Source organism: Pantoea sp. X-Soil-ISGK-275, assembly GCF_059730795.1.
This window is the reverse complement of record NZ_AP035976.1, coordinates 863,232-889,706: the sequence shown is the minus strand read 5'-3', so window position 1 is coordinate 889,706 and position 26,475 is coordinate 863,232. Positions and strand designations below refer to the sequence as shown.

At 54.9% G+C, this 26,475-nt stretch carries 21 protein-coding genes and 1 pseudogene; 12 read left to right on the top strand and 10 right to left on the bottom strand.

Annotation, left to right across the window (positions count from 1 at the left end):
- Positions 1 to 6: 6 nt before the first annotated feature.
- Together AC6I8A_RS03975 and AC6I8A_RS03970 are read left to right on the top strand one after the other, a co-directional pair.
- A complete protein-coding gene (locus AC6I8A_RS03975; protein ID WP_293794251.1) occupies positions 7 to 960 on the top strand; it encodes a phosphoglycerate dehydrogenase in 954 nt (317 codons plus the stop codon).
- A 44-nt stretch (positions 961 to 1,004) separates the two neighbouring features.
- A complete protein-coding gene (locus AC6I8A_RS03970; protein WP_497818063.1) occupies positions 1,005 to 2,330 on the top strand; it encodes an MFS transporter in 1,326 nt (441 codons plus the stop codon).
- A 32-nt stretch (positions 2,331 to 2,362) separates the two neighbouring features.
- On the opposite strand, the gene yacL is transcribed toward AC6I8A_RS03970, so the two are convergent.
- The 3 genes and pseudogenes from yacL to AC6I8A_RS03955 all read right to left on the bottom strand — a co-directional run.
- The gene (gene yacL, locus AC6I8A_RS03965; protein ID WP_497818062.1) at positions 2,363 to 2,725 is read right to left on the bottom strand and encodes a protein YacL; all 363 of its coding nucleotides are present in this window, start codon (positions 2,723 to 2,725) and stop codon (positions 2,363 to 2,365) included.
- A gap of 172 nt (positions 2,726 to 2,897) precedes the next feature.
- Positions 2,898 to 5,495: a bifunctional aconitate hydratase 2/2-methylisocitrate dehydratase gene (acnB, locus tag AC6I8A_RS03960; protein WP_085982361.1), complete on the bottom strand. Its 2,598-nt coding sequence runs from the start codon at positions 5,493 to 5,495 to the stop codon at positions 2,898 to 2,900.
- A gap of 238 nt (positions 5,496 to 5,733) precedes the next feature.
- Positions 5,734 to 6,312 (bottom strand): annotated as a pseudogene (locus tag AC6I8A_RS03955) (aldo/keto reductase); the annotation flags it as partial.
- Between AC6I8A_RS03955 and AC6I8A_RS03950 the strand changes: the two are divergent.
- Together AC6I8A_RS03950 and AC6I8A_RS03945 are read left to right on the top strand one after the other, a co-directional pair.
- Positions 6,212 to 6,889, top strand: a complete 678-nt coding sequence (locus AC6I8A_RS03950; protein WP_372340030.1) for a LysR substrate-binding domain-containing protein — start codon at positions 6,212 to 6,214, stop codon at positions 6,887 to 6,889. The pseudogene AC6I8A_RS03955 and the gene AC6I8A_RS03950 sit on opposite strands and share 101 nt — an antisense overlap.
- A gap of 251 nt (positions 6,890 to 7,140) precedes the next feature.
- Positions 7,141 to 7,287 carry a Hok/Gef family protein gene (locus AC6I8A_RS03945; RefSeq protein WP_137385164.1) on the top strand — a complete coding sequence of 49 codons (147 nt, stop codon included), beginning with the start codon at positions 7,141 to 7,143 and terminating at the stop codon, positions 7,285 to 7,287.
- Positions 7,288 to 7,431: 144 nt separating this feature from the next.
- Here the strand turns inward: AC6I8A_RS03945 and lpdA are convergent, their stop codons facing one another.
- The 4 genes from lpdA to pdhR form a co-directional block, all read right to left on the bottom strand.
- Positions 7,432 to 8,856, bottom strand: a complete 1,425-nt coding sequence (gene lpdA, locus AC6I8A_RS03940) for a dihydrolipoyl dehydrogenase (protein WP_265301230.1) — start codon at positions 8,854 to 8,856, stop codon at positions 7,432 to 7,434.
- A gap of 173 nt (positions 8,857 to 9,029) precedes the next feature.
- Positions 9,030 to 10,928 carry a pyruvate dehydrogenase complex dihydrolipoyllysine-residue acetyltransferase gene (gene aceF / locus AC6I8A_RS03935; protein WP_256695627.1) on the bottom strand — a complete coding sequence of 633 codons (1,899 nt, stop codon included), beginning with the start codon at positions 10,926 to 10,928 and terminating at the stop codon, positions 9,030 to 9,032.
- Positions 10,929 to 10,942: 14 nt separating this feature from the next.
- Positions 10,943 to 13,609 carry a pyruvate dehydrogenase (acetyl-transferring), homodimeric type gene (gene aceE / locus AC6I8A_RS03930; RefSeq protein WP_265301228.1) on the bottom strand — a complete coding sequence of 889 codons (2,667 nt, stop codon included), beginning with the start codon at positions 13,607 to 13,609 and terminating at the stop codon, positions 10,943 to 10,945.
- Between the two features lie 127 nt (positions 13,610 to 13,736).
- Positions 13,737 to 14,501: a pyruvate dehydrogenase complex transcriptional repressor PdhR gene (pdhR, locus tag AC6I8A_RS03925; RefSeq protein ID WP_256695625.1), complete on the bottom strand. Its 765-nt coding sequence runs from the start codon at positions 14,499 to 14,501 to the stop codon at positions 13,737 to 13,739.
- A 513-nt stretch (positions 14,502 to 15,014) separates the two neighbouring features.
- Here pdhR and aroP point away from each other — a divergent pair.
- The 3 genes from aroP (at position 15,015) to AC6I8A_RS03910 (ending at position 18,889) form a co-directional block, all read left to right on the top strand.
- Positions 15,015 to 16,370 carry an aromatic amino acid transporter AroP gene (gene aroP / locus AC6I8A_RS03920; protein ID WP_265301225.1) on the top strand — a complete coding sequence of 452 codons (1,356 nt, stop codon included), beginning with the start codon at positions 15,015 to 15,017 and terminating at the stop codon, positions 16,368 to 16,370.
- Positions 16,371 to 16,532: 162 nt separating this feature from the next.
- Entirely contained in the window at positions 16,533 to 17,939 is a 1,407-nt protein-coding gene (locus AC6I8A_RS03915) for a glycoside-pentoside-hexuronide (GPH):cation symporter (RefSeq protein WP_256695622.1), read from the top strand.
- Positions 17,936 to 18,889: a glycoside hydrolase family 43 protein gene (locus tag AC6I8A_RS03910; RefSeq protein ID WP_265301221.1), complete on the top strand. Its 954-nt coding sequence runs from the start codon at positions 17,936 to 17,938 to the stop codon at positions 18,887 to 18,889. Before AC6I8A_RS03915 ends, AC6I8A_RS03910 begins: the two co-directional genes overlap by 4 nt.
- Here AC6I8A_RS03910 and ampE read toward each other — a convergent pair.
- Positions 18,871 to 19,725, bottom strand: a complete 855-nt coding sequence (gene ampE / locus AC6I8A_RS03905) for a beta-lactamase regulator AmpE (protein ID WP_008108573.1) — start codon at positions 19,723 to 19,725, stop codon at positions 18,871 to 18,873. The genes AC6I8A_RS03910 and ampE overlap by 19 nt on opposite strands.
- Positions 19,726 to 19,741: 16 nt before the next feature.
- A complete protein-coding gene (gene ampD, locus AC6I8A_RS03900; protein WP_008108575.1) occupies positions 19,742 to 20,293 on the bottom strand; it encodes a 1,6-anhydro-N-acetylmuramyl-L-alanine amidase AmpD in 552 nt (183 codons plus the stop codon).
- Between the two features lie 181 nt (positions 20,294 to 20,474).
- Between ampD and nadC the strand changes: the two genes are divergently transcribed.
- From nadC to hofC, 4 genes are all read left to right on the top strand, one after another.
- Positions 20,475 to 21,371 carry a carboxylating nicotinate-nucleotide diphosphorylase gene (gene nadC / locus AC6I8A_RS03895; protein WP_256695619.1) on the top strand — a complete coding sequence of 299 codons (897 nt, stop codon included), beginning with the start codon at positions 20,475 to 20,477 and terminating at the stop codon, positions 21,369 to 21,371.
- Between the two features lie 178 nt (positions 21,372 to 21,549).
- Positions 21,550 to 21,993, top strand: coding sequence for a prepilin peptidase-dependent pilin (ppdD, locus tag AC6I8A_RS03890; RefSeq protein ID WP_154154180.1), 444 nt, complete (start codon positions 21,550 to 21,552; stop codon positions 21,991 to 21,993).
- Positions 21,993 to 23,381: a type II secretion system protein GspE gene (gspE, locus tag AC6I8A_RS03885; RefSeq protein ID WP_497818061.1), complete on the top strand. Its 1,389-nt coding sequence runs from the start codon at positions 21,993 to 21,995 to the stop codon at positions 23,379 to 23,381. Before ppdD ends, gspE begins: the two co-directional genes overlap by 1 nt.
- Entirely contained in the window at positions 23,374 to 24,573 is a 1,200-nt protein-coding gene (gene hofC / locus AC6I8A_RS03880) for a protein transport protein HofC (protein ID WP_265301213.1), read from the top strand. Before gspE ends, hofC begins: the two co-directional genes overlap by 8 nt.
- Positions 24,574 to 24,606: 33 nt before the next feature.
- On the opposite strand, the gene AC6I8A_RS03875 is transcribed toward hofC, so the two are convergent.
- A complete protein-coding gene (locus AC6I8A_RS03875) occupies positions 24,607 to 25,647 on the bottom strand; it encodes a GMP reductase (protein ID WP_265301211.1) in 1,041 nt (346 codons plus the stop codon).
- Positions 25,648 to 25,865: 218 nt separating this feature from the next.
- Here AC6I8A_RS03875 and coaE point away from each other — a divergent pair, with 218 nt between their 5' ends.
- Positions 25,866 to 26,474 carry a dephospho-CoA kinase gene (gene coaE, locus AC6I8A_RS03870; RefSeq protein ID WP_293794279.1) on the top strand — a complete coding sequence of 203 codons (609 nt, stop codon included), beginning with the start codon at positions 25,866 to 25,868 and terminating at the stop codon, positions 26,472 to 26,474.
- The last annotated feature ends 1 nt before the right edge of the window (position 26,475 follow it).

Genomic DNA, 26,475 nt, shown 5'->3' with positions numbered 1-26,475 from the left:
AGAATTATGAAAGTCATCTGCACTTCACCGTCGTTTGCGAAATATGACGCGACGCCGATAGCAACGCTGCAGCAGCACGGTTTTGAGCTGATCATGCTGCCCGCCGATGCGCCGCTAAGCGCACTTGAGCCGCATCTGGCTAACACCGTGGCGATGATCGTGGCCTTTACCGACATCAACCAAGAACTGCTGGCGTTAGCGCCGCAGCTGAAAATCGTCTGTAAGCACGGCGTTGGCGTCGACAACATCAATCTGGAAGCGACGCGCGCACGCGGTATTTACGTCACCAATGTGCCCGATGCCAACAAACACGCGGTTGCCGATTTCGCTTTTGCGTTGATCCTCAACAGCGCGCGTCAAATCACTCAAGCCGCCATCGAAACTCGCGCGGGTAGCTGGCCGCGAATTTTTGCCACCGACGTCTACGGCAAAACGCTGGGCATCATCGGGCTGGGTAATATTGGCAAGCAGGTTGCGCTGCGCGCCAAAGGCTTCAACATGCGGGTGATCGCGTTCGATTTTTATCCCGATGAGCAGTTTGCTGCCGAGCACGGCATCGAATTCGTCACGCTGGATCAGCTGACCGCAACCAGCGATTTCATCACTCTGCACATGCCGCTTACCGACAAAACGCACAATCTGTTTGATGCCGCGCGCCTCAAACGCATGAAGAAAAATGCCTTCCTGATTAATGCCTCACGCGGCGGCGTGGTGAACGAGCAGGATCTTTATCAGGCGCTGCTGGATAACGTGATTGCCGGTGCGGCGGCCGATGTGTTTGTGCAGGAACCACTGAGCGAGCATCCGCTGTTCACGCTCGGCAACTTCATTCCCACTGCGCACATTGCCGGTTACACCGACGGTGCAATCAGTGCGATTGGTGAACGTTGCGTGTCGCAAATTGTGCAGTGCATCCAACAGGGCGAACGCCCAATCAACGTGATGAACGGGCTGGAATAACACGCCGCCTTTCTCTGTAACCCTTTTTCGAGTGGATAATTATTATGACTAACTCTGCGCGCTCGAGTCGTATCCGTTGGTGGATTGCTGGCCTGATGTGGCTGGCCATCGCCATTAACTACATTGACCGCACCGTGCTCTCGGCAGCGGCACCGCATCTGATCAAAGAGCTCGATATCAATCCTGAAATGATGGGCTTCATCATGGCGGCGTTCTTCTGGTCGTATGCGCTATTGCAGATCCCGGCGGGCTGGTTCGCCGATCGCTTCGGTCAGAAAAAAGGTCTCGGCATCGCCGTCGGCTGGTGGTCAATCGCGACCATGGCGATGGGCCTCGCAACCGGTTTTAAATCGCTGCTGGCGCTGCGTTTAGCCCTCGGCGTCGGTGAAGCCGCCGCCTATCCCAGCAACGCCGGTATTACCGCGCGCTGGTTCCCGGATCGTGAACGCGCCACGGTTTCTGGCCTGTTTGACAGCGCCTCCAAGTTTGGTGGTGCGGTGGCCATGCCGTTGATTGTCTTTATGATCGCCCTGTTCGACTGGCGTCTGACCTTCCTCGCCATTGGTGCGCTCGGCTTGTTCTGGGTGATTGCCTGGTACTTTATCTACTCTGAAAACCCGGAAGATCATAAGTCGATCAGTAAAGAAGAAGTGCGCTTCATCCGTGACGGCCAGGCGCAGAAGCACGGCGATAAAAGCGTGCGTCCGATGAAGTGGTACAAACTGCTGCGCTACCGCAATATCTGGGCGATGTGCATTGGCTTCTTCACCATCAACTACACCTCTTATTTCTTTATCACCTGGCTGCCGACCTATCTGGTGAAAGATAAAGGCATGGATTTCCTCAAAATGGGGATGGTAGCCGCGCTGCCGCTGATCTGCGGCATGGTGATTGAAGTGCTGGCGGGTTGGGCATCGGATCGCATGGTGCATAACAAAGTGCTGTCGCTAACCGCCACACGCAAACTTTTCCTCACCATCGGCCTGCTGATGGCGCTGTGCATCGGCTTTGCTCCGTTCACCGATTCGGTGTTTATGACCGTGCTGCTGCTGTGTATCGCCAAATCCGGCACCACTGTAGCGGCATCACAAGTGTGGGCTTTGCCGGGTGATGTTGCACCGCAAAACAGCGTGTCGATTGTCGCGGGCCTGCAGAATACCGTTTCAAACATGGGCGGCGCGGTGGGACCGATTATTACCGGCGCGATTGTTGGCGCAACAGGTCATTTTACCTGGGCGCTGGTGTTCTCAGCGGTGTTAGTGGTGATTGGCATCATTAACTATCTGTTCCTGATGGGTAAAGTTGAACCTATCGTCGATGAGGAGCAGGTTTCACATTCACATTCTGTTGCAAGCGGCGCGGCACGGTAATCGGCTGGGTCGCCATGCATGGCGACCCTAGGTTATTTACCGGCGATAAACAGCCGATAAGCGGCAATCACCGCGAGAAAATCTTCAACGCCGCAGAAAGAGAGGCTCTCTTCGTCGTAATAGGTCATGCCCTCTTCCATGCCGTCATCTTCCAGCGCCAGCTGGTTGGCACGAATCATCACCTCTTCTTCATCCAGCCACAGCGTGTATTCATGTCCAACGCGCTGCCAGTGATTAATAGTGCCTTTCACCTGCCGGGCGGCGGCCTCAACCTCATCCAGCAACGGCAGATTGTCGTTGACCTCTTCGTTGAACCAGTGCCCCACTGCTTCGTGGTCCATCGACATACGCACTTTGACCTGACCGGTCAAATCACGCAGAAATTCGTACTCCATGGGTTTGCCTCATACTGATGACGCGCCGTGCGGCACCGTGTTAGTGCATTTTGTGCGCAGCACGCTGAATAAAGTGGGATCGCGCTCGCATTATGCCTGGAGATGTCAGCGGAAAAAAGGGCATAAAAAAAGGGACGATTTTCATCGTCCCCTTGTTCATCCCGATAGCCGATTAAACGGCAGTCTGGAAGATCACGCTATCCGCTTTTTCAGTATATTGTCCCAGCTGATCAAAGTTGAGATAGCGATAAGTGTCAGCCGCGGTCTTATCAACCTGCAGCATGAACTGCTGATACTCGTCCGGCGTTGGCAGCTTGCCAAGCAGCGAAGCGACCGCCGCCAGTTCAGCTGACGCCAGGAAGACGTTCGCGCCGGTACCCAGACGGTTCGGGAAGTTACGGGTTGAGGTGGAAACCACCGTCGCGCCGTCCGCCACACGCGCCTGGTTACCCATGCACAGTGAACAGCCCGGAATCTCGATACGCGCACCGCTCTTACCGAAGACGCTGTAGTAGCCCTCTTCGGTCAGCTGTGCGGCGTCCATTTTGGTTGGCGGCGCAACCCACAAGCGGGTTGGCAGCTGGCCTTTATGGGCATCCAGCAGTTTACCGGCCGCGCGGAAGTGACCAATGTTGGTCATGCACGAACCGATAAACACTTCGTCGATCTTCTCGCCCTGCACGTCAGACAACCAACGCGCGTCGTCTGGATCGTTCGGTGCGCACAGAATCGGCTCTTTAATCTCGGCCAGATCGATATCGATCACCGCCGCGTATTCCGCATCCGCATCGCCTTCCAGCAGTTGCGGATCGGCCAGCCATTTCTGCATGCCTTCAATGCGGCGCTCCAGCGTACGACGATCGCCGTAGCCTTCCGAGATCATCCACTTCAGCAGCACGATGTTCGAGTTCAGATACTCGATGATCGGCTCTTTATCCAGCTTGATGGTGCAGCCAGCAGCAGAACGCTCAGCCGAGGCATCGGTCAGCTCAAATGCCTGCTCAACTTTCAGTTTCGGCAGACCTTCGATTTCCAGCACGCGGCCAGAGAAGATGTTTTTCTTACCTTTCTTCTCAACGGTCAGCAGGCCCGCTTTGATCGCGTACAGCGGAATCGCGTGTACCAGATCGCGCAGGGTGATGCCCGGCTGCATTTCGCCTTTGAAGCGCACCAGTACCGATTCCGGCATGTCCAGCGGCATTACGCCGGTCGCAGCAGCAAACGCTACCAGACCAGAACCTGCCGGGAAGGAAATACCAATTGGGAAACGGGTGTGTGAGTCACCGCCGGTACCAACGGTATCGGGCAACAGCATACGGTTCAGCCAGCTGTGGATAACGCCATCACCCGGACGCAGCGAGACGCCGCCACGGTTCATGATGAAGTCTGGCAGCGTATGGTGGGTGGTCACGTCAACCGGCTTCGGATAGGCGGCGGTGTGACAGAATGACTGCATCACCAGGTCAGCTGAGAAGCCGAGGCACGCCAGGTCTTTCAGTTCATCACGGGTCATTGGACCGGTGGTGTCCTGAGAACCGACTGAAGTCATTTTTGGTTCGCAGTACGCGCCCGGACGGACACCGTCTACGCCGCACGCCCGGCCAACCATTTTCTGCGCCAGTGAGTAACCACGGGTGCTGGCGGCAACATCTTTGGCTTGCACGAACACATCGCTGTGCGGCAGACCCAATGACTCGCGCGCTTTGGTGGTCAGGCCACGACCGATGATCAGCGGAATACGACCGCCAGCACGGACTTCGTCCAGCAGCACGTCGGTCTTCAGCTCGAAGGTCGCCAGCACTTCATCCGTCTCGTGATTGCGCACTTCACCTTTGTATGGGTAAACGTCGATGACATCGCCCATATTCAGACGATCTACGTCAAGCTCAATTGGCAAGGCACCCGCATCTTCCATGGTGTTGAAGAAGATGGGAGCGATTTTACCGCCGAGGCACAGACCGCCGCCCTTTTTGTTTGGCACGTAAGGGATATCGTCGCCCATAAACCACAGCACCGAGTTGGTGGCAGATTTACGCGAAGAACCGGTACCGACCACGTCGCCGACATAGGTCAGCGGGAAGCCTTTGGTTTGCAGTGCTTCGATCTGTTTGATCGGGCCAATGTTACCCGCATCGTCGGGTTCGATGCCTTCACGGGCGTTTTTCAGCATTGCCAGCGCGTGCAGTGGAATATCCGGACGTGACCATGCATCCGGCGCCGGAGAGAGGTCGTCGGTGTTGGTTTCGCCGGTCACTTTGAACACGGTGGTAGTGATTTTTTCAGCCAGTTTTGGACGCTTCAGGAACCATTCGGCATCGGCCCAGGACTGGATAATTTTTTTCGCGTGTGGGTTACCCGCTTTGGCTTTCTCTTCGACATCGTAGAAGTTATCGAACATCAGCAGCGTGTGAGACAGGGCTTCGGCAGCGATGGGGGCTAAGGCTTCATCTTCTAACGCTTCAATCAGCGCATGGATGTTATAACCGCCCTGCATGGTGCCCAGCAGCTCAACGGCTTTTTCGCGAGTAACCAGAGGAGAGTGGGCTTCGCCCTTAGTGACAGCTGCCAGGAAACCGGCTTTGACATACGCCGCTTCATCAACACCTGGTGGAACACGATTGACCAACAGGTCGGTAAGGAATTCTTCTTCACCCGCTGGCGGGTTTTTTAGCAGTTCAACCAGCGCGGCCATCTGGGAAGCATCTAACGGCTTAGGTACGATTCCCTGGGCAGCACGCTCGGCAACGTGCTTACGGTATTCTTCTAGCACGACGTTCTCCTCGCTCTCATTGTATAGCTTTCCGGTGCACCCCTTGATGCTGTCGAACAGTAGGGTGAGGTGCCCGGTTCCGCGTGGGGCAGCATAGCAGCATTTCGCCTGATTGTTAATCTGTTTACAAAAAAGCAACATTCGTGCATTTTTTAGCAGCTTCATCTGCAAATTGAGCGGGATCACATAAAAAAGCAGGCTTTGAAAGCCTGCTTGTTCTCATTTTCGGAGAAGAGTTTTAACGATCGACCAGCACAAACTCGCTGTTGTTATAGCGCTTGCCCAGAATGTTTTTCTCGCTAAACACCTCATCCAGCGTGGCGACATCCGCCGGGCGTAATGCTAAATCGGCGGCGGCGCAGTTCTGTTCCAGATGGGCAATTTTGCTGGCACCGGGAATCGGCACAATAAACTCGCCTTTGGCCAGCACCCACGCCAACGCCAGCTGAGCGGGGGTTGCGTCATAACCTGCGGCCATCTCAGTGAGCTGATTCACTAACTTTTGGTTATGCGCCTGCGCATCCTGCTGAAAACGCGGCAGTGAACGACGGAAGTCATCTTCCGCCAGGGTTGTGGTGGCGGGGAATTTCCCGGTGAGGAAGCCGCGTCCCAACGGGCTATACGGTACAAAGCCGACGTTCAGTTCACGGCAGGTAGCGAGGACGTCTTGCTCCGGATCGCGTGACCACAGCGAATATTCGCTTTGCAGCGCCGAAATCGGATGCACCGCATGCGCGCAGCGCAAGGTAGCGGATGAAACCTCGGACAAACCGAGATACCTCACCTTCCCTTCCCGCACCAGATCGGCCATCACGCCCTCCAGTCTGAGCCACGCGATGCGCCATTTCGAAGCGCGTTTGGGTGTGCGGCTGCTTAATCGCACCACACGCAAAGTGCCGCTCACCGAAGCCGGAGAACGCCCTTTGCCTGCGCTTGCCGATCTGTCACAAGCGGTGGACAAGCTCAACGACTTGCGCAGCGATCCACGCGGCGTATTGCGCAGCATGGCGCCACAGCAACCCGCTGAGCTGCTGCAGTTTCCCTGCATTGAGCGACGCTTTCCCAGTGGACGACGTTATCGCTGGGAATTCTGGCAGGATGGCCGCAAACAGGAAGTGGCGGTAAAAGGGTCGCTGGTGCTGGATAACAATGAGCGGATATTACAGGCAGCGCGTGCGGGCGTGGGCATTGCCTTTCTGCATGAAGGTACGGTGCGGGAAGATTTAATTCGCGGTGAGTTAGTGGAAATACTGGCGGACTTCACTCAGTTAGAAGAAGGATTCTGGCTCTATTATCCGAGTCGTAAATATCTTTCCGCGCCACTGAGGCATTTTATTGATTGGCTTAAAGAAATTAACCTTTATTTAAAAACACCCATTACGCATTCTATTTAAATGGTTAGATAATATATAAATCCATTAATTATAAATAATTTAAAAATTAAGGTGAAATAAAAGAAGTTTGGCGTAGACTGCCTGCGGGCGCTTGAGGCAATCTGCCTTAAGTCAGAAATTATTGAGGTAGGTTGTGGAGAGCGGAAACCGTGCAGTTAACTTTCATTAACCGCACGGGCAAGCGCACTTCCCTACACGTGAGAAATGTCAGGGTAGTCGCTTGCTCGTGCTAAATCAAGAGGAACGTGACTATGAAGTCTATATTCAGCAAGCTGATTATCAGCGGGCTCATTCTATTAGGATTGTGTCTGGTTAATCGCAGTTCACTCTGCGAGTTACGATTACGGATATTCACTGCTGAATTATCGGCTGTTATGGCTTACGAAGCACAACAGTAAAACTTCACTAGCGGGGGTTCGCTCCCGCTATTCCGGCATTGCGCATGTGTTAGCTCACGCGCCTTTTTTACTTGTTTATTTAAATAGAACCACTAATAAAAAACGGCCCCTTAAAGGAGCCGTTAATTTATTCAAAGCGGAAACTTATTTCTTTTTCGCTTTTGGATTCGGCAGGTCAGTGATGCTACCTTCGAACACTTCGGCAGCCAGGCCGACAGACTCATGCAGCGTCGGGTGCGCGTGAATGGTCAGAGCGATATCTTCGGCATCACAGCCCATTTCAATCGCCAGACCGATTTCACCCAGCAGCTCGCCGCCGTTGGTACCGACAATCGCACCACCGATAACACGGTGTGTTTCTTTGTCGAAAATCAGCTTGGTCATGCCGTCCGCACAATCAGACGCGATAGCACGGCCTGAAGCTGCCCACGGGAAGGTGGAGACTTCGTAGCTGATGCCTTTCTCTTTGGCTTCTTTCTCGGTCAGACCCACCCAGGCAACTTCTGGCTCGGTGTAAGCAATGGATGGGATCACTTTCGGGTCGAAGTAGTGCTTCAGGCCCGAGATCACTTCCGCCGCGACGTGGCCTTCGTGCACACCTTTGTGCGCCAGCATTGGCTGACCCACGATGTCGCCGATAGCATAGATGTGCGGTACGTTGGTGCGCATCTGCTTGTCGACGCGGATGAAGCCGCGATCGTCCACTTCCACGCCTGCTTTACCAGCATCAAGGCCTTTACCGTTCGGTACGCGGCCAATCGCCACCAGCACCGCGTCGTAACGCTGTGCATCGACCGGGGCTTTTTTGCCTTCCATCGAAACGTAGATACCGTCGTCTTTCGCTTCAACAGCGGTAACTTTGGTTTCCAGCATCAGGTTGAATTTCTTGCTGATACGCTTGGTGAAGACTTTCACCACGTCTTTATCGGCAGCCGGGATCACCTGGTCAAACATCTCAACCACGTCGATCTCTGAACCCAGCGCTTTATAAACGGTGGCCATTTCCAGACCGATGATACCGCCGCCCATTACCAGCAGACGCTTCGGCACTTCTTTCAGTTCCAGCGCATCGGTAGAGTCCCACACGCGCGGATCGTTGTGCGGAATGAATGGCAGTTCGATTGGACGAGAACCGGCCGCGATGATCGCGTTATCGAAGTTAATGGTGGTTGCGCCACCTTCACCTTCAACCACCAGCGTGTTAGCACCGGTGAATTTGCCGAGGCCAGTAACCACTTTCACTTTACGACCTTTCGCCATGCCTGCGAGGCCGCCAGTGAGCTGGTTAATAACCTTCTCTTTCCACGAACGAATTTTGTCGATGTCAGTTTGCGGCTGGCCAAACACGATACCGTGCTCTTCCAGGGCTTTTGCTTCGTCGATCACTTTGGCGACGTGCAGCAGCGCTTTTGACGGGATACAGCCTACGTTCAGACAAACACCGCCGAGGGTGCTGTAACGCTCAACGATTACGGTTTCCAGACCTAAATCAGCGCAACGGAAGGCTGCAGAGTAACCTGCAGGACCTGCCCCAAGTACCACGACTTGAGTTTTAATCTCTGTACTCATCATGACCTCTTGTTTGATTACCGGCAGTCAGGAGAAAGCTTTTCCCAAGCTCTAATGCCCTATATCCGCCGGGACATTTCACCGCGAGAGTTTACAGAATTGTTAACAAACTGCCAACCGCGGCAACATTGAATGCTTACAACAAGGCCGGCTTTCGCCGGCCTTGATTAACTTCACATCACCAGACGGCGAATGTCGGACAGTGTGTTGTTGATGATGGTGATAAAGCGCGCACCATCAGCACCGTCGATCACGCGGTGGTCGAAGGAGAGTGAGATCGGCATCATCAGACGCGGCTCAAACTCTTTACCGTTCCACACCGGCTCCATCGCTGACTTGGAAACACCGAGGATAGCCACTTCCGGCGCGTTGACGATTGGCGCGAAGTGCGTGGTGCCCAGGCCGCCAAGGCTGGAGATGGTGAAGCAACCGCCCTGCATATCGCCAGCGGTCAGCTTGCCATCACGCGCTTTCTTGGAAATCGCCATCAGCTCGCGAGACAGTTCAGTGATGCCTTTCTTGTTCACATCTTTGAACACTGGAACCACCAGACCGTTTGGCGTATCAACCGCCACACCGATGTTGATGTATTTCTTCAGCGTCAGTTTCTGTGCATCTTCAGACAGTGAACTGTTGAAGCGTGGCATCTGCTCAAGCGCAGCGGCAACGGCTTTCATGATGAACACCACTGGTGTGAATTTCACATCAAGTTTGCGTTTCTCAGCTTCGGCATTCTGCTGTTTGCGGAACGCTTCCAGATCGGTGATATCGGTTTTGTCGAAGTGCGTAACGTGCGGGATAACCACCCAGTTACGGCTCAGGTTAGCACCCGAGATTTTCTGGATACGGCCCAGTTCCACTTCTTCGATTTCGCCGAACTTGCTGAAGTCCACTTTCGGCCAAGGCAACAGACCTGGCAGGCTTCCGCCGCTGGCTGCTGCAGCCGGAGCCGCTTCAGCGCGTTTCACCGCGTCTTTAACGTAAGTCTGCACGTCTTCTTTCAGGATGCGACCTTTACGGCCGGTGCCTTTGACTTTCGCCAGATTCACACCGAACTCGCGCGCCAGGCGACGAATCACCGGCGTAGCGTGTACGTAAGCGTCGTTCTCAGCGAACTCGCCTTTTGCATCCGCTTTCGCTGCTGCTGGAGCCGCTGCAGGTTTCGCTGCTTCTGCCGCTGGAGCTGCTTCCTGCTTAGCGGCAGGCGCCGCAGCTGGTGCCGCGCCTTCCACTTCGAACACCATGATCAGCTTACCGGTGCTGACTTTATCGCCAGTCGCCACTTTCAGCTCTTTCACGGTACCGGCGAACGGTGCAGGCACTTCCATTGAGGCTTTGTCACCTTCAACCACGATCAGTGATTGCTCAGCAGCGACTTTGTCGCCCACTTTCACCAGGATCTCGGTGACTTCAACTTCGTCGCCACCAATGTCCGGCACGTTGACGTCTTTGGCGCCAGAAGCCGCAGGAGCTGCAGCGGGTGCGGCTTCCTGTTTGGCTGCTGGAGCGGCAGCGGCTGGCGCTGCGCCTTCTGCTTCGAACACCATGATCAGCGAGCCGGTGTTCACTTTATCGCCGGTGGCAATTTTGATCTCTTTCACCACGCCCGCGAACGGTGCTGGGACTTCCATTGAGGCTTTGTCGCCTTCAACGGTGATCAGCGACTGCTCAGCAGCAACTTTGTCGCCAACTTTGACCAGGATCTCGGTGACTTCAACTTCGTCGCCGCCGATGTCCGGTACGTTGACCTCTTTGCTGACCGCAGCAGCAGCGGCTGCTGGAGCAGGAGCGGCTTCCGCTTTCTTCTCTTCGGCTGGCGCTGGCGCCGCTTCTGCGGCACCTTCAGCGTCAAAAATCATGATCAGTTTGCCGGTTTCTACTTTGTCACCGGTAGAGATTTTGATCTCTTTAACCACGCCTGCCTGTGGCGAAGGCACTTCCATGGAGGCTTTATCGCCTTCCACGGTGATCAGCGACTGTTCAGCTTCAACTTTGTCGCCCACCTTGACCAGGATTTCGGTGACTTCAACTTCGTCTGCCCCGATGTCTGGTACGTTAATTTCGATAGCCATTACTCTCTTACCTCTTAAGCCAGACGCGGGTTAACTTTATCGGCGTCGATATTGAACTTGGTGATTGCTTCTGCCACCACTTTCTTATCGATTTCGCCGCGTTTAGCCAGCTCACCCAGCGCAGCCACAACCACATACGATGCATCCACTTCAAAGTGGTGACGCAGGTTTTCACGGCTGTCGGAACGACCGAAGCCATCAGTACCCAACACGCGATAATCGCTGGAAGGCACGTAGCTGCGAACCTGTTCTGCGAACAGCTTCATGTAGTCGGTTGACGCGACGGCCGGTGCTTCGTTCATCACCTGAGCGATGTACGGAACGCGCGGGGTTTCTGTTGGATGCAGCATGTTCCAGCGCTCACAATCCTGACCATCACGCGCCAGCTCGGTGAACGAGGTCACGCTGTAGACGTCAGAACCGATGCCGTAATCTTTCGCCAGGATCTGTGCGGCTTCACGCACGTGACGCAGAATCGAACCTGAACCCAGCAGCTGCACTTTGCCTTTGCTTCCGTCTACGGTTTCCAGCTTGTAGATACCCTTGCGGATACCCTCTTCCGCACCCTGCGGCATCGCAGGCATGTGGTAGTTTTCGTTCAGCGTGGTGATGTAGTAGTAGATATTTTCCTGCGCTTCGCCGTACATACGCACCAGACCGTCTTGCATGATGACCGCAATTTCGTACGCGTAAGACGGATCGTAAGAGATACAGTTCGGGATAGTCAGCGACTGAATGTGGCTGTGACCATCTTCGTGCTGCAGACCTTCGCCGTTCAGGGTAGTACGACCTGAAGTACCACCAACCAGGAAGCCGCGTGCCTGCATATCGCCGGCCAACCACATCAGATCGCCGATGCGCTGGAAGCCAAACATCGAGTAATAGATGTAGAAGGGAATCATCGGCAGGTTGTTGGTGCTGTAAGAGGTCGCCGCAGCCAGCCAGGATGAACCTGCGCCCAGCTCGTTGATCCCTTCCTGCAGAATCTGGCCTTTCTCGTCTTCTTTATAGTAAGCAACCTGCTCGCGGTCCTGCGGGGTGTACTGCTGACCGTTCGGGCTGTAGATACCGATCTGACGGAACAGACCTTCCATACCGAAGGTACGCGCTTCATCCGCGAGGATCGGAACCAGACGATCTTTGATCGACTTGTTCTTCAGCATCACGTTCAGGGCACGCACAAAGGCGATGGTGGTAGAGATCTCTTTGTTCTGCTCTTCCAATAACGGACGGAACTCTTCCAGCGTAGGCATTTCCAGCTTCTCGCTGAACTCCGCCTGACGCGTTGGCAGGTAGCCGCCCAACTTCTCACGCTGGCCGTGCAGATAGTTGTACTCTTCAGAACCTTTCTCGAAGGTGACGTATGGCAGCTCTTCGATTTTGTCGTCGGCAACCGGCACATTGAAGCGATCGCGGATGTAGCGAACGCCATCCATGTTCATCTTCTTCACCTGGTGCGCGATGTTTTTACCTTCGGCAGTGTCACCCATACCATAACCTTTAATGGTATGTGCCAGAATCAGCGTTGGCTGACCTTTGGTGTCCTGCGCTTTTTTCAGTGCAGCATAGACTTTCTTCGGATCGTGGCCGCCGCGGTTCAGCGCGAAGATCTCTTCGTCTGACCAGTCTTTTACCAGTGCTGCGGTTTCCGGATATTTACCGAAGAAGTGCTCACGCACGTACGCGCCGTTACGGGATTTGAAGGTCTGGTAATCGCCATCCACGGTTTCGTTCATCAGCTGGATAAGCTTACCGCTGGTGTCCTGACGCAGCAGTTCATCCCAACGACCGCCCCAAATCACTTTGATCACGTTCCAGCCAGCACCGGCAAAGATGCCTTCCAGCTCGTTGATGATCTTACCGTTACCGGTGACCGGGCCATCCAGACGCTGCAGGTTACAGTTGATGATGAACACCAGGTTGTCCAGCTTCTCACGGGTGGCGATGGTGATCGCACCTTTGGATTCCGGCTCATCCATCTCGCCATCACCGAGGAAGGCGTAAACGGTTTGTGCTGAGGTGTCTTTCAGACCACGGTGTTCCAGATACTTCAGGAATTTCGCCTGATAGATCGCGTTCAATGGACCCAGGCCCATAGAAACGGTTGGGAACTGCCAGAAGTCAGGCATCAGTTTCGGGTGCGGGTAAGAAGAGAGACCTTTGCCCTGCACTTCCTGACGGAAGTTGTTCATTTGATCTTCGCTCAGACGACCTTCAAGGAAGGCGCGCGCGTAGATACCTGGAGAAATGTGACCCTGGAAGAAGACCAGATCGCCGCCGTCTTTGTCGCTACGTGCGCGGAAGAAGTGGTTAAAGCACACTTCATAAATGGTCGCGGAAGATTGGAAAGAGGACATATGGCCGCCCAGCTCCAGATCTTTCTTCGACGCACGCAGCACCGACATGATGGCGTTCCAACGAATTGCGGAACGGATACGACGTTCAAGAGAGGTGTTGCCCGGATACTCCGGCTCATCTTCAACAGCAATAGAGTTAATGTAGTTGCTGATTGCAGAGGAACCTGCGGCAACTTTCACGCCACCTTTGCGTGCTGCACTCATTACCTGATCAATCAGATACTGCGCGCGCTCAACACCTTCTTCACGGATGACCGATTCGATCGCTTGTAGCCAATCACGAGTTTCGATCGGATCCACGTCATTCTGTAAACGTTCTGACATGGGGTGTATTCCTTATCTGTGTCTAATACGTTGAAATTATCAGGAGCCTGTCTGCTTGTGCTTTGCTTCTGGTTCACAGCACAAGAAGACAGGCCCGTCGTGTTTTCCGCACGTTCGTTGCCGTGCGTTATTCCTTACGTTGCTGTAAACGACGCAGGGAGCGTTCACGACGACTCTGCTCCCGACTTCTATCCAGCAAGATTTCCTCAATGAACGCCAGGTGACGATGGGATGCCTCGCGTGCCTGTTCTGGCTCACGCGCCACAATCGCCTCGTAGATACTGGCGCGGTGACCGCTCACTTTCGCCAGCATTTCCCGACGAGCGTAGAGCAATTCAAAATTCTGACGGACGTTTTGTTCCAGCATAGGGCCCATGGAACGCAGCAGATGCAGCAGCACCACATTATGGGCCGCTTCTGTGACAGCGATCTGATACTTCATTACTGCATCGGCCTCTGCGTCGAGATCGCCGCTGTCCTGTGCCTGCTGAATGTTAAGATGGCAGTCACGGATGCGCTGCAGATCTTCATCGGTTCCCCGCAGTGCCGCATAATAAGCAGCAACGCCTTCCAGCGCGTGGCGGGTTTCCAGCAGGTCAAACTGAGATTCTGGATGTTCAGCAAGCAGACCGACCAGCGGGTCGCTCAGGCTTTGCCAGAGATTTTTTTGGACGAAGGTGCCGCCACCCTGACGACGTAGCAGCAGGCCTTTGGCTTCCAGGCTCTGAATTGCTTCGCGCAGGGATGGACGTGAGACATCAAACTGTTTCGCCAGTTCACGCTCAGGGAGCAGTTTTTCACCCGGCTGGAGCGTCCCTTCCATAATGAGGGATTCCAGCTGCTGCTCAATCGCATCGGAGAGCTTGGGTTGGCGAATTTTACTGTAGGCCATCTTCCCTTCTTATCAGCCAAACGTCCGGAGTAAATTGGTAATACCAATTGAAAAATGGTGCCGGTAAAGTAACAAAGTATTCACCTTGTGTCTATATGGCGGGCTTCACACTTCCGGGGACTATGCCAATGGCGCTGCACTAACTTACCGGAATAAAGAAGGAAAATGTTGGCCTGTGGCAAATGTTAAATAATTGTGTTTTTACCAAACCTTACACTGAGTTAGCGGAGTAAATGGTGCATAACCATAAGCGAAAGCTATTCGTGTTCACGCTTTTTTCATGGCAGAAATAATGTGACGGGCGCGCAGAGGATGCTGCTGCTTTTTCAGTCATCTCTCAGCACAAAAAGCAAAAGCAGGTGCAAAGCGGCGCGCTTATCACTATTCTGAACGCCGTGGTAGCTCATGCATGCACACAGCACGCCAGATACCGTAAAGAAAAGAATACATTAGGGTAAACAGCCTTACAGTGCGCGCACTGCAGGTGCACAATAACAACATCACGAGGTTTGTATGGAACAACAGCATGGCGACACGCTGCATCGCGGCTTAAAGAATCGCCATATTCAGCTGATTGCGCTGGGCGGAGCCGTAGGTACTGGTCTGTTTCTGGGCAGCGCATCAGTGATTAAATCGGCCGGTCCTGCCGTGATTCTCGGTTACGCGATCGCCGGTTTTATTGCCTTTCTGATTATGCGCCAGCTGGGCGAAATGGTGGTTGAAGAGCCGGTTGCCGGCAGCTTCAGCCACTTCGCCTACAAATACTGGGGCAACTTCGCCGGTTTCGCCTCTGGCTGGAACTACTGGGTGCTGTATGTGCTGGTGGCGATGGCTGAGTTGACCGCCGTCGGTAAATACGTGCAGTTCTGGTGGCCAGATTTCCCCACCTGGGCCACGGCTGCCATCTTCTTTGTGCTGATCAACGCTATCAACCTGACCAACGTAAAAGTGTTTGGTGAAATGGAGTTCTGGTTCGCGATTATCAAAGTGGTCGCGGTCATCGGCATGATCCTGTTTGGTGGCTGGTTGCTGTTTAGCGGCAACGGCGGCCCACAAGCGAGCGTCAGCAATCTGTGGAATCAGGGCGGCTTCATGCCACACGGTATGACCGGATTGGTGATGATGATGGCGATCATCATGTTCTCCTTTGGTGGTTTAGAGCTGGTGGGCATCACTGCCGCAGAAGCCGACAATCCACAAGAGAGCATTCCGAAAGCCACCAATCAGGTGCTGTGGCGTATCCTGATTTTCTATATCGGTTCACTGGCGGTGCTGCTGTCGCTGCTGCCGTGGACGCGCGTAACGGCGGATACCAGCCCGTTCGTGCTGATCTTCCATGAGCTGGGCGATGCTTTTGTGGCCAACGCGCTGAACGTGGTGATCCTGACGGCGGCGCTGTCGGTCTACAACAGCTGCGTTTACTGCAACAGCCGCATGCTGTTCGGCCTGGCGCAACAGGGCAACGCGCCGAAAGCACTGCTGAAAGTTGACAGCCGTGGCGTGCCGGTCGCGACCATTCTGGTCTCAGCCGTAGCGACCCTGCTGTGTGTCCTGATCAACTACCTGATGCCGGGCGAAGCCTTTGGCCTGCTGATGGCGCTGGTGGTCTCTGCGCTGGTGATCAACTGGGCGATGATCAGCCTTGCGCACCTGAAATTCCGTAAGAAGAAAGACCAGCAAGGTGTGACCACGCGCTTTAAAGCGGTGCTCTATCCGCTGGGTAACTGGATCTGCCTGGTGTTCCTCGCCGGTGTGCTGGTGATCATGCTGATGACGCCGGGTATGGCGATTTCGGTCTGGCTGATTCCGGTTTGGCTGGTGATTCTGGCTATCGGTTACACCATCAAGAACAAACTACAGAAAGCGTAATGTTGTTCTCTGCCCGGCACGCTGATGCCGGGCAGCACTTCTGATCTGGCTCACACTTTTCCCCGCCCGCGCGTTTTGTCCATCTACCCGACCATTTGCTCCCCAGCAGATAACTGATTTTGCACAGATAATTCCTGCTCATCATATCGCTGGAGACGATCAATGAAAGGAGCAGCCCTCTCGTTCAGAGAGAAACTGGGATATGGTATGGGCGATGCCGGATGCAACATGATTGGCGGTGCCATCATGCTGTTCCTCAATTATTTCTACACTGATGTATTCGGTTTAGCCCCGGCACTGGTCGGCACGCTGTTGCTCTCGGTGCGCGTACTCGATGCGGTTACCGATCCGATCATGGGCGCGATTGCCGACCGCACGCAAAGCCGCTGGGGCCGTTTCCGCCCGTGGCTGCTGTGGGTTTCCGTGCCTTACGTGCTGTTTAGCGTATTGATGTTCACCACACCGGAGTGGAGTTACGACAACAAGGTCATCTGGGCATTTGTCACCTACTTCCTGATGTCACTCACTTACACCGCCATCAACATTCCTTACTGCTCGCTGGGCGGCGTGATTACCAACGATCCGGGTGAGCGCGTTTCCTGTCAGTCTTATCGCTTTGTGATGGTGGGCATTGCCACGCTGATCCTCTCACTTTCGCTGCTGCCGATGGCCGAATGGTTTGGCGGCGACAACAAAGCGCGCGGCTATCAACTGGCGATGAGCGTGCTGGCGCTGATTGGTTTGGTGATGTTCCTGTTCTGCTTTGCCACGGTGCGCGAGCGCATTCGACCTGCCACGCCAAGCAACGATGATTTGAAACAAGACCTGCGCGACGTATGGAAAAACGATCAGTGGGTGCGCATTCTGCTGCTGACCTTCTGCAACGTCTGCCCCGGTTTCATCCGCATGGCCGCCACCATGTATTACGTCACCTGGGTGATGGGGCAATCAACGCACTTTGCCACGCTGTTTATCAGCCTTGGCGTGATCGGCATGATGTGCGGCAGCACGCTGGCGAAAATCCTCACCGATCGCTGGTGCAAGCTCAAGGTGTTCTTCTGGACCAACATCGCGCTGGCGCTGTTCTCCTGCGGCTTCTATTGGATTGATCCGCACGCCACGGTTGCGGTGGTGATCGCCTACTTCCTGCTGAATATCCTGCATCAAATTCCGTCGCCGCTGCATTGGTCGCTAATGGCCGACGTGGATGATTACGGCGAATGGAAAACCGGCAAACGCATCACCGGCATGAGCTTCTCCGGCAACCTGTTCTTCCTCAAAGTGGGATTGGCGGTTGCAGGGGCGATGGTCGGTTTCCTGCTGTCAATTTACGGTTACGATGCGGGCGCAAAACAGCAGGCACCCAACGCCATCAATGGCATCATGCTGCTGTTCACGGTGATTCCGGGCGTCGGATATCTGATCACCGCCGGCGTAGTGCGTTTAATGAAAGTGGATCGCAACTTAATGCGTACGATTCAGGCCGATCTGGCGCTGCGCCGTGCCCATTCACACCACGAATCCCCTATCGCGTCCTCTGCGACTGCGCAACCTGGAGAGATCAAATGAGCTGGCCCAATCCTTTTATTACTCAACGCGCCGATCCCTTTATTCTGCGTCATGCCGATGGCTACTATTTTATCGCCTCGGTGCCGGAATATGACCGACTGGAGATTCGCTATGCCTCGACGCTGGCTGGCCTGATTGAGGCAGAAGCGGTAACGGTGTGGCACAAACCGGATACCGGCCCGTTTAGCGCGCTGATCTGGGCGCCGGAGCTGCATCATATCAACGGGCAATGGGTAATCTATTTCGCCGCCGCACCGACGCGTGCGATAAAAGATGGCCTGTTTCAGCACCGCATGTATGCGCTGGTGTGCAACGATGCCGATCCGCTGAGCGGTAACTGGCAACCTTGTCGTCGCGTGCATACGCCCATCGACTCTTTCTCACTGGATGCCACCTACTTCCAGCATCAAGGCAAACACTGGTATCTGTGGGCGCAAAAAGATCCGGCGATTCCCGGAAATTCCAACCTGTATCTTGCCGAGTTGCTCAATCCGTGGACGTTGAAAAGCGCCCCGCTGATGTTGAGCCGACCGGAGTATGAATGGGAGTGCGCGGGATTCAGCGTCAACGAAGGACCGGCGGTAATTCAGCATGGCGACAAGCTGTTTGTTACCTATTCCGCCAGCGCAACTGATGAAAATTATTGCCTGGGAATATTAAGCATTGATGTGTTAGCCGATCCGCTCAACATCAGCGCCTGGCATAAGTCCGCGCGGCCGGTATTTGCCACCAGCTGGGATAATCAGCAATACGGACCAGGACACAACAGCTTTACGGTAGATGAAACGGGAAGAGCGGTGCTGGTGTATCACGCGCGCAATTACACCGAAATCGAGGGCGATCCGCTGTGGGATCCGAATCGCCATACGCGTTTGAAATACTTCGACTGGCGCGAAGACGGCACTCCGGATTTCGGCGTGCCGCCCGCCGATCACACCAGCGTGCCGTAGATCGTCAACAGCGCGACCACCACCACCAGCACCAGAGAGATGCGCTTTGCCAACGCCACCGCAACCCGTGGCGTTTCGACTTTATCCATATGCGGATCGCGTGCCAGCGAGAATTGCGCCAGACTGGTCAGCACCTGATATTGCGGGCGATGCAGATCGCCCAACGCGGCAAACCAGGCGGGTAACGCACGTTCGCCGTGGCCGAGCAACGCATAAGCCACGCCGGCCAAACGCACCGGGATCCAGTCCAGCACATGCAGCAGACGATCAACGCCTGACTGCGAGCGCTCCAGCGGCGAATGATGCTTAGCCAGCCAGCTCTGCCAGGCGCGCAGGAACGCATAACCCACCAGCAGCACCGGGCCGTAAGGTCCACCGACCACAAACCAGAACAGCGGCGCAAGATAGAAGCGGAAGTTAATCCAAATCAGCGCGTTTTGCAGTTCTCGCAGGAATTCGCGCTCGCTGCACTCGACCGGCACACCGTGAATCAGCGTCAGTTCGGCCGCCATCGCCTGATGCGCCGCTTCATCGTCATGACTCGCCGCTTTGAGATAGCTGTGATAGTGCAGTCGCACCGAACCCGCGCCGATACACAGTAATCCCACCACAATCCAGAACAACAGTTGCGCCACGCCAAACAGAATGCCTTTCAGGCTCCACACCACCAGCCAAACGATCAGCATCGCTATCACTGTCATCATCAGCGTGCGCAGCAGGGAAAAACGCTGGCGGCCACGAAACAGCGGCTCAAGCCGATGATCCAGTTGCCAATGCTCACCCAACTTAAACAGGCGTTCCCAACCTAAAACTAATAACAAGCTAAACAACGTCATACCCGCTCCTGCTGTCTCAGGGATTCTCCTGCCTGATGGATTCTTTATAGCGCAACCAGTCAAAAGAGGAACCGGGATCGGTTTTCCGCTCTGGTGCGATATCGCTATGGCCGGTGATGCGCGCAGGCGTCAACGGATAGTGCTGCAACAGCAGGTGAGTCACCTGTTGCAATGTCGCATACTGCGCATCGGTATAGGGCAGCGTGTCGGTGCCTTCCAGTTCAATGCCCATGGAAAAATCGTTGCAGCTTTCGCGCCCTTCAAACTGCGACACACCGGCATGCCAGGCGCGCTGATCGAAAGAGACGTATTGCACCAGCTCGCCGTCGCGGCGGATTAAACAGTGCGCCGCCACGCGTAAATGGGCGATGTCCGCAAAATAGGGATGCGCATCGGCAGGCAACGTGCCGGTAAACAACCGATCGATCCACGGCCCGCCAAACTCACCGGGCGGTAAGCTGATGTTGTGAATCACCAACAGCGAGGGCACTTCATCATTTGGACGCTGATTGAAGTGTGGTGAAGGTACTTTACGCGCGCTGGTAATCCAGCCCTCTTCCAGTTTCATGCTGTTAAATCCTAAGCAAAATCAGGCTGAGAATAACATGTTTCACTCAACAGGCTTGCGACTTAATGCGCCGCGCAGGTGAGTTCAGGATACTAAACATTTCACCACCAGCAACTGGCAATGACCGATAAATCAGGCTAAGGTGAGCGCACAAAATCTCGTCTTGTGGAGTGGCAAAACCATGGCAACGCGTCGTTACGATCCCGATCATCGCCGTCAGGAACTGATTAAACGTATTGAACAGGATATCCCCGAAGCCGTTGCCCGGGCGCTTCAGGAGGATTTAGGCGGCGAAGTGGACGCGGATCGCGATATCACCGCGTTGCTGCTGCCGGCAGAAAAACAGGCGGTGGCAAAAGTCATCACCCGTGAAGCCGGTGTTTTTTGTGGTAAACGTTGGGTGGAAGAAGTCTTTATCCAGCTTGGCAATAAAGTCACTCTTACCTGGCATGTTGAAGATGGTCAAACACTGGTTGCCGATCAGCTGCTGTTCGAGCTTACCGGTCCGGCGCGACTGCTGTTAACCGCAGAGCGCACCGCGCTCAATTTCGTGCAAACACTGTCCGGCGTGGCCACCGAGGTCAGCCGTTATGTCGCCCTGCTGGCGGGCAGCGAAACTCAGTTGCTTGATACGCGCAAGACCTTGCCAGGCCTGCGTACCGCGTTGAAATATGCAGTGCTGTGCGGTGGCGGTAACAACCACCGTTTAGGCCTGTCGGATGCTTTTCTTATCAAAGAGAACCACATTATCGCCAGCGGCTCGGTACGTAACGCCGTAGAAAAAGCGCTTTGGCTGTCGCCCGATGTGCCGGTAGAAGTTGAAGTCGAATCGCTGACGGAACTGCAGGATGCCATCGATGCCGGAGCGGACATCATCATGCTCGATAACTTCAGCCTTGAGATGATGCATGCAGCGGTTGCGCTAACTAACAAGCGAGCTTTGCTGGAAGTCTCTGGCAACGTAACCGAAACCACGCTGCCGCAAATTGCGCAGACCGGCGTTGATTATGTCTCTGTTGGCGCGCTGACCAAGCATGTGCGTGCGCTGGATCTGTCGATGCGTTTTCGCGAACTTTGATGCTCTGCGTCTGCCGCCGGTTAGCGCGGCAGATATGCGAGATGGCTTCCAAAACGCTGTTATCTGCGCTGTAATCCTGACGATTCTCTGCGTGATGCTTTCCAGCCTCGCCCAGGCCTGACTTCCGCTTTCCCTTGCCCTTTTCTACCGTAGCGGCTCCACAACAAGGAGCCTCACTATGGACAGACAACGCGGTTTTACCCTCATCGAATTAATGATTGTGATTGGCATCGTCGCCATTCTCAGCGCCATCGGTTTACCGGCCTATCAAAACTACCTGCAACGCGCAGCACTCACCGACATGCTGCAAACCATGGTGTCGTACAAAACAGCCGTAGAACTCTGCGCCATTGAACGTGGCGGACCGGCGCAGTGTCAGGCAGGACAACGCGGTATTCCGGTGGCCAAAGGTTCGCGCTATGTGGCGACGCTCAGCGTCGTTAATGGAACCATCAACCTGACCGGCCAGGAAAGTCTCAGCGGATTGACGGTTGAAATGCTGCCAATCTGGAGCGCAACCGATGGCACGTTGAGCTGGCAACGCAGTTGCACCAGCGATAACAGCAGCCTGCGCGATAGCTGCCTCGAGCAGTTCCGCTTTGCTGATAAGGATGCCAACTGATGGACAATCCTAATAGTGCGCTGCATGCGTTGTGCGCACGTTATCAGGCAGTGATACTGCATCACGACGCCACGCTATTGCGCGTAGCGGTAGCCGACACGCCCGATCCACTGCTGCTGGAGGCGTTACAGTTCGCTAGCCAGTGCAAGGTGGATGTCGAGTGCTGGCCTGCAGCACGCCTTGAGCAGTTACTGCACGAACCGGATGCCGCCGCAGCACCGCGAGAACACGCCAGCGCTGAGTCAGCGATTAACGCGGTCGATCAGATTTTGCGTCAGGCCATTCAGCGCCGAGCCTCAGATGTGCATTTCGAACCGCAGCGCCAGGGATTACGGGTGCGCCTGCGCATCGATGGCGTGTTGCACAAACTGCCTCAGCCCTCAGAAGCACAACCCGCTGCAATCCTGGCGCGCCTGAAAATCCTCGGTGGATTGGACATCGCCGAACGGCGTCTACCGCAGGACGGACAATTTACGCTGGAAATAGACGACAAACTGGCAGCGTTTCGTCTTTCAACACTGCCGGTAAGCCAGGGTGAAAAAGCCGTGGTACGGCTGCTGCTAAGTGAAAACAGCGCCATCACGCTCGATAAACTCGGCATGCCCGCCGCCCAACTGCGCTTGCTGAAAAGTGCGCTGGCGAAACCGCAAGGTTTGATTCTGGTCACCGGTCCCACCGGCAGCGGTAAAACCTTCACGCTCTATAGCGGATTAAGCGCGCTGAACGTGCCGGAAAAGAATGTATGCAGCGTGGAAGATCCGGTTGAGATTCCGCTGGATGGCATCAATCAAACGCAGATCCAACCGCGCAGCGGGCTCGATTTCAACCGTGTACTGCGCGCCCTGCTGCGCCAGGATCCCGATGTGATTATGGTGGGGGAAATCCGTGATGCCGAGACGGCAAGCATTGCCGTCAAAGCCGCGCAGACCGGCCATTTGGTGCTTTCCACACTGCATACCAACTCAACCGCCGAAACACTGACGCGCCTACGCCAGATGGATATTCCCGGCTATTTGCTGGGTCCCGCTTTGCAGTTAGTGGTGGCGCAGCGTCTGGTCAGACGCCTGTGCGTGCATTGCCGCCAGCCGGGACAAGCTATCGCCCATCTGCCGGCCGAACTCTGGCCGGGCACGCTGCAAACCTGGCGAGCGCCCGGCTGCGATCACTGCTTCTCCGGCTATTACGGGCGGCTGGCGCTGTTTGAAATCTTGCCGGTAACCAGCAAATTGCAGAATGCTATTTCGGCAGATATGCCGCTGGAACATCTGCTCACGCTGGCAAATGAACAGGGAATGAAAACCTTGCTGGCTGCGGGGCTGGAAGCGGTTAGTCGCGGCGATACGTCTTTTGAAGAGATGCAGCGCGTGGTGGGATTGGGCGATGGCTAATCTCTATCATTTCCGCTGGCAGGCGCTCGATACCATGGGCGTGCTGCAGGAAGGCGAATCACTTAACGCCAGCCAGGATGCGTTGCTCAATCAACTCTCCGATCGCGGCATGCTGCCGGTGAGCTGGCAGCGTGGAAAATGCTGGCGTTCGCGCGACTGGAAGTGGCAGCAGAAAATCGACCTGGTGCGGCAACTGGCGACGCTGCTGAAGGCCGGTTTGCCGCTGGCGGAAAGTTTGATTCTGTTGGCAGAAGGCCATCCCCATGCCGGTTGGCGGGTATTACTTAAGGGATTGCAGCGCCGCGTTATCGCCGGTGAGCCCTTCTCGCAAGCCTTGCAGGAGTGGCCGCAGATCTTTCCACCATTGTTTCCTGCTTTGATGCAAGTGGGTGAGTTAACCGGCCAGCTCGATGAGTGCTGTTGCCAGTTGGCACAGCAGCAAAGTAAACAGCAATACTTACGGCAGAAAGTGGTCAAGGCGCTGCGTTATCCGCTGTTTATCTTGCTGGTGGCGCTGGCGGTCAGTGCTGGCATGCTACTGTTTGTTTTGCCGGAGTTTGTCTCCGTCTATGCCAGCTTTGATGCACCGCTGCCCGCTTTTACTGCCGCAGTGATGTCGCTCTCAGAACTACTGCAAAAAGCTGCACTGCCGCTGTCGCTGATATGCGCCGTATTTATCGGGATTGTGCAGCAAACTTATCATCGTTCAGTAGCGTGGCAAAAGCGCGTACATCAATGGCTGCTGCGCATGCCGCTGTTATCACCGCTGTGGCGCGGCGGGCAGCTCAGCCAGATATACGCCATCCTGCAACTTACGCAGCAATCCGGTTTAACCCTGCTGCAAAGTCTGCAGGCGGTTGAGGTGACGCTGGTTTCCCGGTTGTGGCGCGATGCCATCATTCAGTTGCAGCAGCACATTGCTGCGGGTGCGCCGCTGCATCAGGCGCTGCAACAACATCAGCTGTTCACTCCCCTTTGTGCCCAGCTAATTCGGGTTGGCGAAGAGGCGGGTGCGCTGGATGTGATGCTGGCGCGTCTGGCGGAATGGCATGAAGCACAAACGTTAGCGCGCGCTGATGCTCTGGCGGCATCGCTGGAACCGATGATGATGGTGGTAATTGGCGGAATTGTTGGCACGTTAGTGATTGCGATGTATCTGCCGGTATTTGGTCTTGGCGATGCAATTCGCTAACGGGCACGCGCGATGCGCGCCCGATGTCTGAGATCAGCGCGTGAACACGCGGTTCTCTTGTTCAGCAACGCGGATAAAGGTGGTGCGTTTCGTCAGCTCTTTCAATCGTTCCGCACCGACGTAGGTGCAAGCTGAGCGTAAGCCACCGAGGATATCTTTAACCGTCTCCTCAACCGGGCCGCGCACCGGCAAGCGCACGGTTTTGCCTTCCGCCGCACGGTATTGCGCCACACCGCCAACGTGGCGTTTCATGGCAGATTCGGAGCTCATACCGTAGAACAGCATAAATTTCTCGCCGTGATCTTCAACAACGGTTCCTTCACACTCATCATGAGCCGCAAGCATGCCGCCGAGCATAGTGAAGTCTGCGCCACCACCGAAAGCTTTGGCAATGTCACCTGGAACCGAGCAGCCGCCGTCGCTAACGATCTGTCCGCCTAAGCCGTGTGCCGCATCAGCGCACTCAATAACGGCTGAAAGCTGAGGATAGCCAACGCCGGTCTTCACGCGTGTTGTGCAAACCGAGCCAGGACCGATCCCCACTTTGACAATGTCTGCGCCAGACAAAATCAGCTCTTCCACCATTTCACCGGTGACAACGTTGCCTGCACAGATGGTTTTACCTGGGAAGCTTTCACGTACGCGCAGCAGGAACTGAACAAAGTGTTCAGAGTAGCCGTTAGCAACGTCGATGCAGATAAAGTTAAGCTGCGGTGATAACGCAAGAATGGCGGATAATTTGGTGAAATCTGATTCGGAGGTACCGGATGAGACCATCACATGACTCAGCACCGCCGCTGGCACGCGCTGCACAAATGCCTGCCACTCTTGCACGCTGTAGTGTTTATGCACTGCGGTCAATACGTTAAAACTCGCCAGAGCTTCAGCCATCGTGAAAGTGCCGACGGTATCCATGTTGGCGGCAATAATCGGAATGCCACTCCAGTTCAAGCCTGAGTGTTTAAAGGTGAAGGTGCGTTCCAGTTCAACCTCGGAACGACTTTTCAACGTGGAACGTTTTGGGCGGATCAAAACATCTTTAAAGCCCAGTTTTAGATCTTCTTCAATGCGCATAGCTGATTATCCTGGTTAGTGACGACGAACCGCGGTTCGGGTAGCGCTCACGGCTCCAGTGTCGTTATCATACGCGCCATTCGTTCCGCGACAAGACTGCGAATTTCACTTTATTTAGGCTACAATCCCTTAAATTTAGCTGAGAAAATTGATTGTGATCATGCTCTCATCTTGCTGTGGTTAATCGCCGCTCACGATATAAATTTTGCGAGAACGTTATGCCTTATACCGTTGCGCTCACCGGCGGCATTGGCAGTGGTAAAACCACTATTGCCAACGCTTTCGCAGCGCTAGGCGTTGATATTATTGACGCTGACGTCATTGCCAGAGAAGTTGTTGAGCCTGGAACGCCGGCCTTAAAGGCGATTGCTCAGCGTCATGGAGACACCATTCTCACGGCAGAAGGCACACTCTATCGTGCACGGCTTCGTGAAATTATTTTCAAGCAGCCGCAAGAGAAAAACTGGCTCAATCAATTGCTTCATCCACTCATTAATGCCCGCACGCAACAATTAAAGTTACTGGCTACTTCACCTTATGTGCTTTGGGTGGTGCCGCTGTTGGTCGAAAACGGCTTACAGCATCAGGCCGATCGCGTGTTGGTAGTGGATGTGGATACCGCCACGCAGTTGCAACGCACACAACAGCGGGATGGCATTTCGCTGAGTCAGGCGAAAAATATTCTTGCCGCACAGGCCAGTCGCGAACAGCGCATAGCCTGTGCGGATGACATCATTGATAACAGCGGTACACCTGAGCAGGTGCTACCGCGCGTTGCTGAGCTTCACCAGCGCTATCTGCGCCTGGCAGCAACCGGAAAGGATTAAC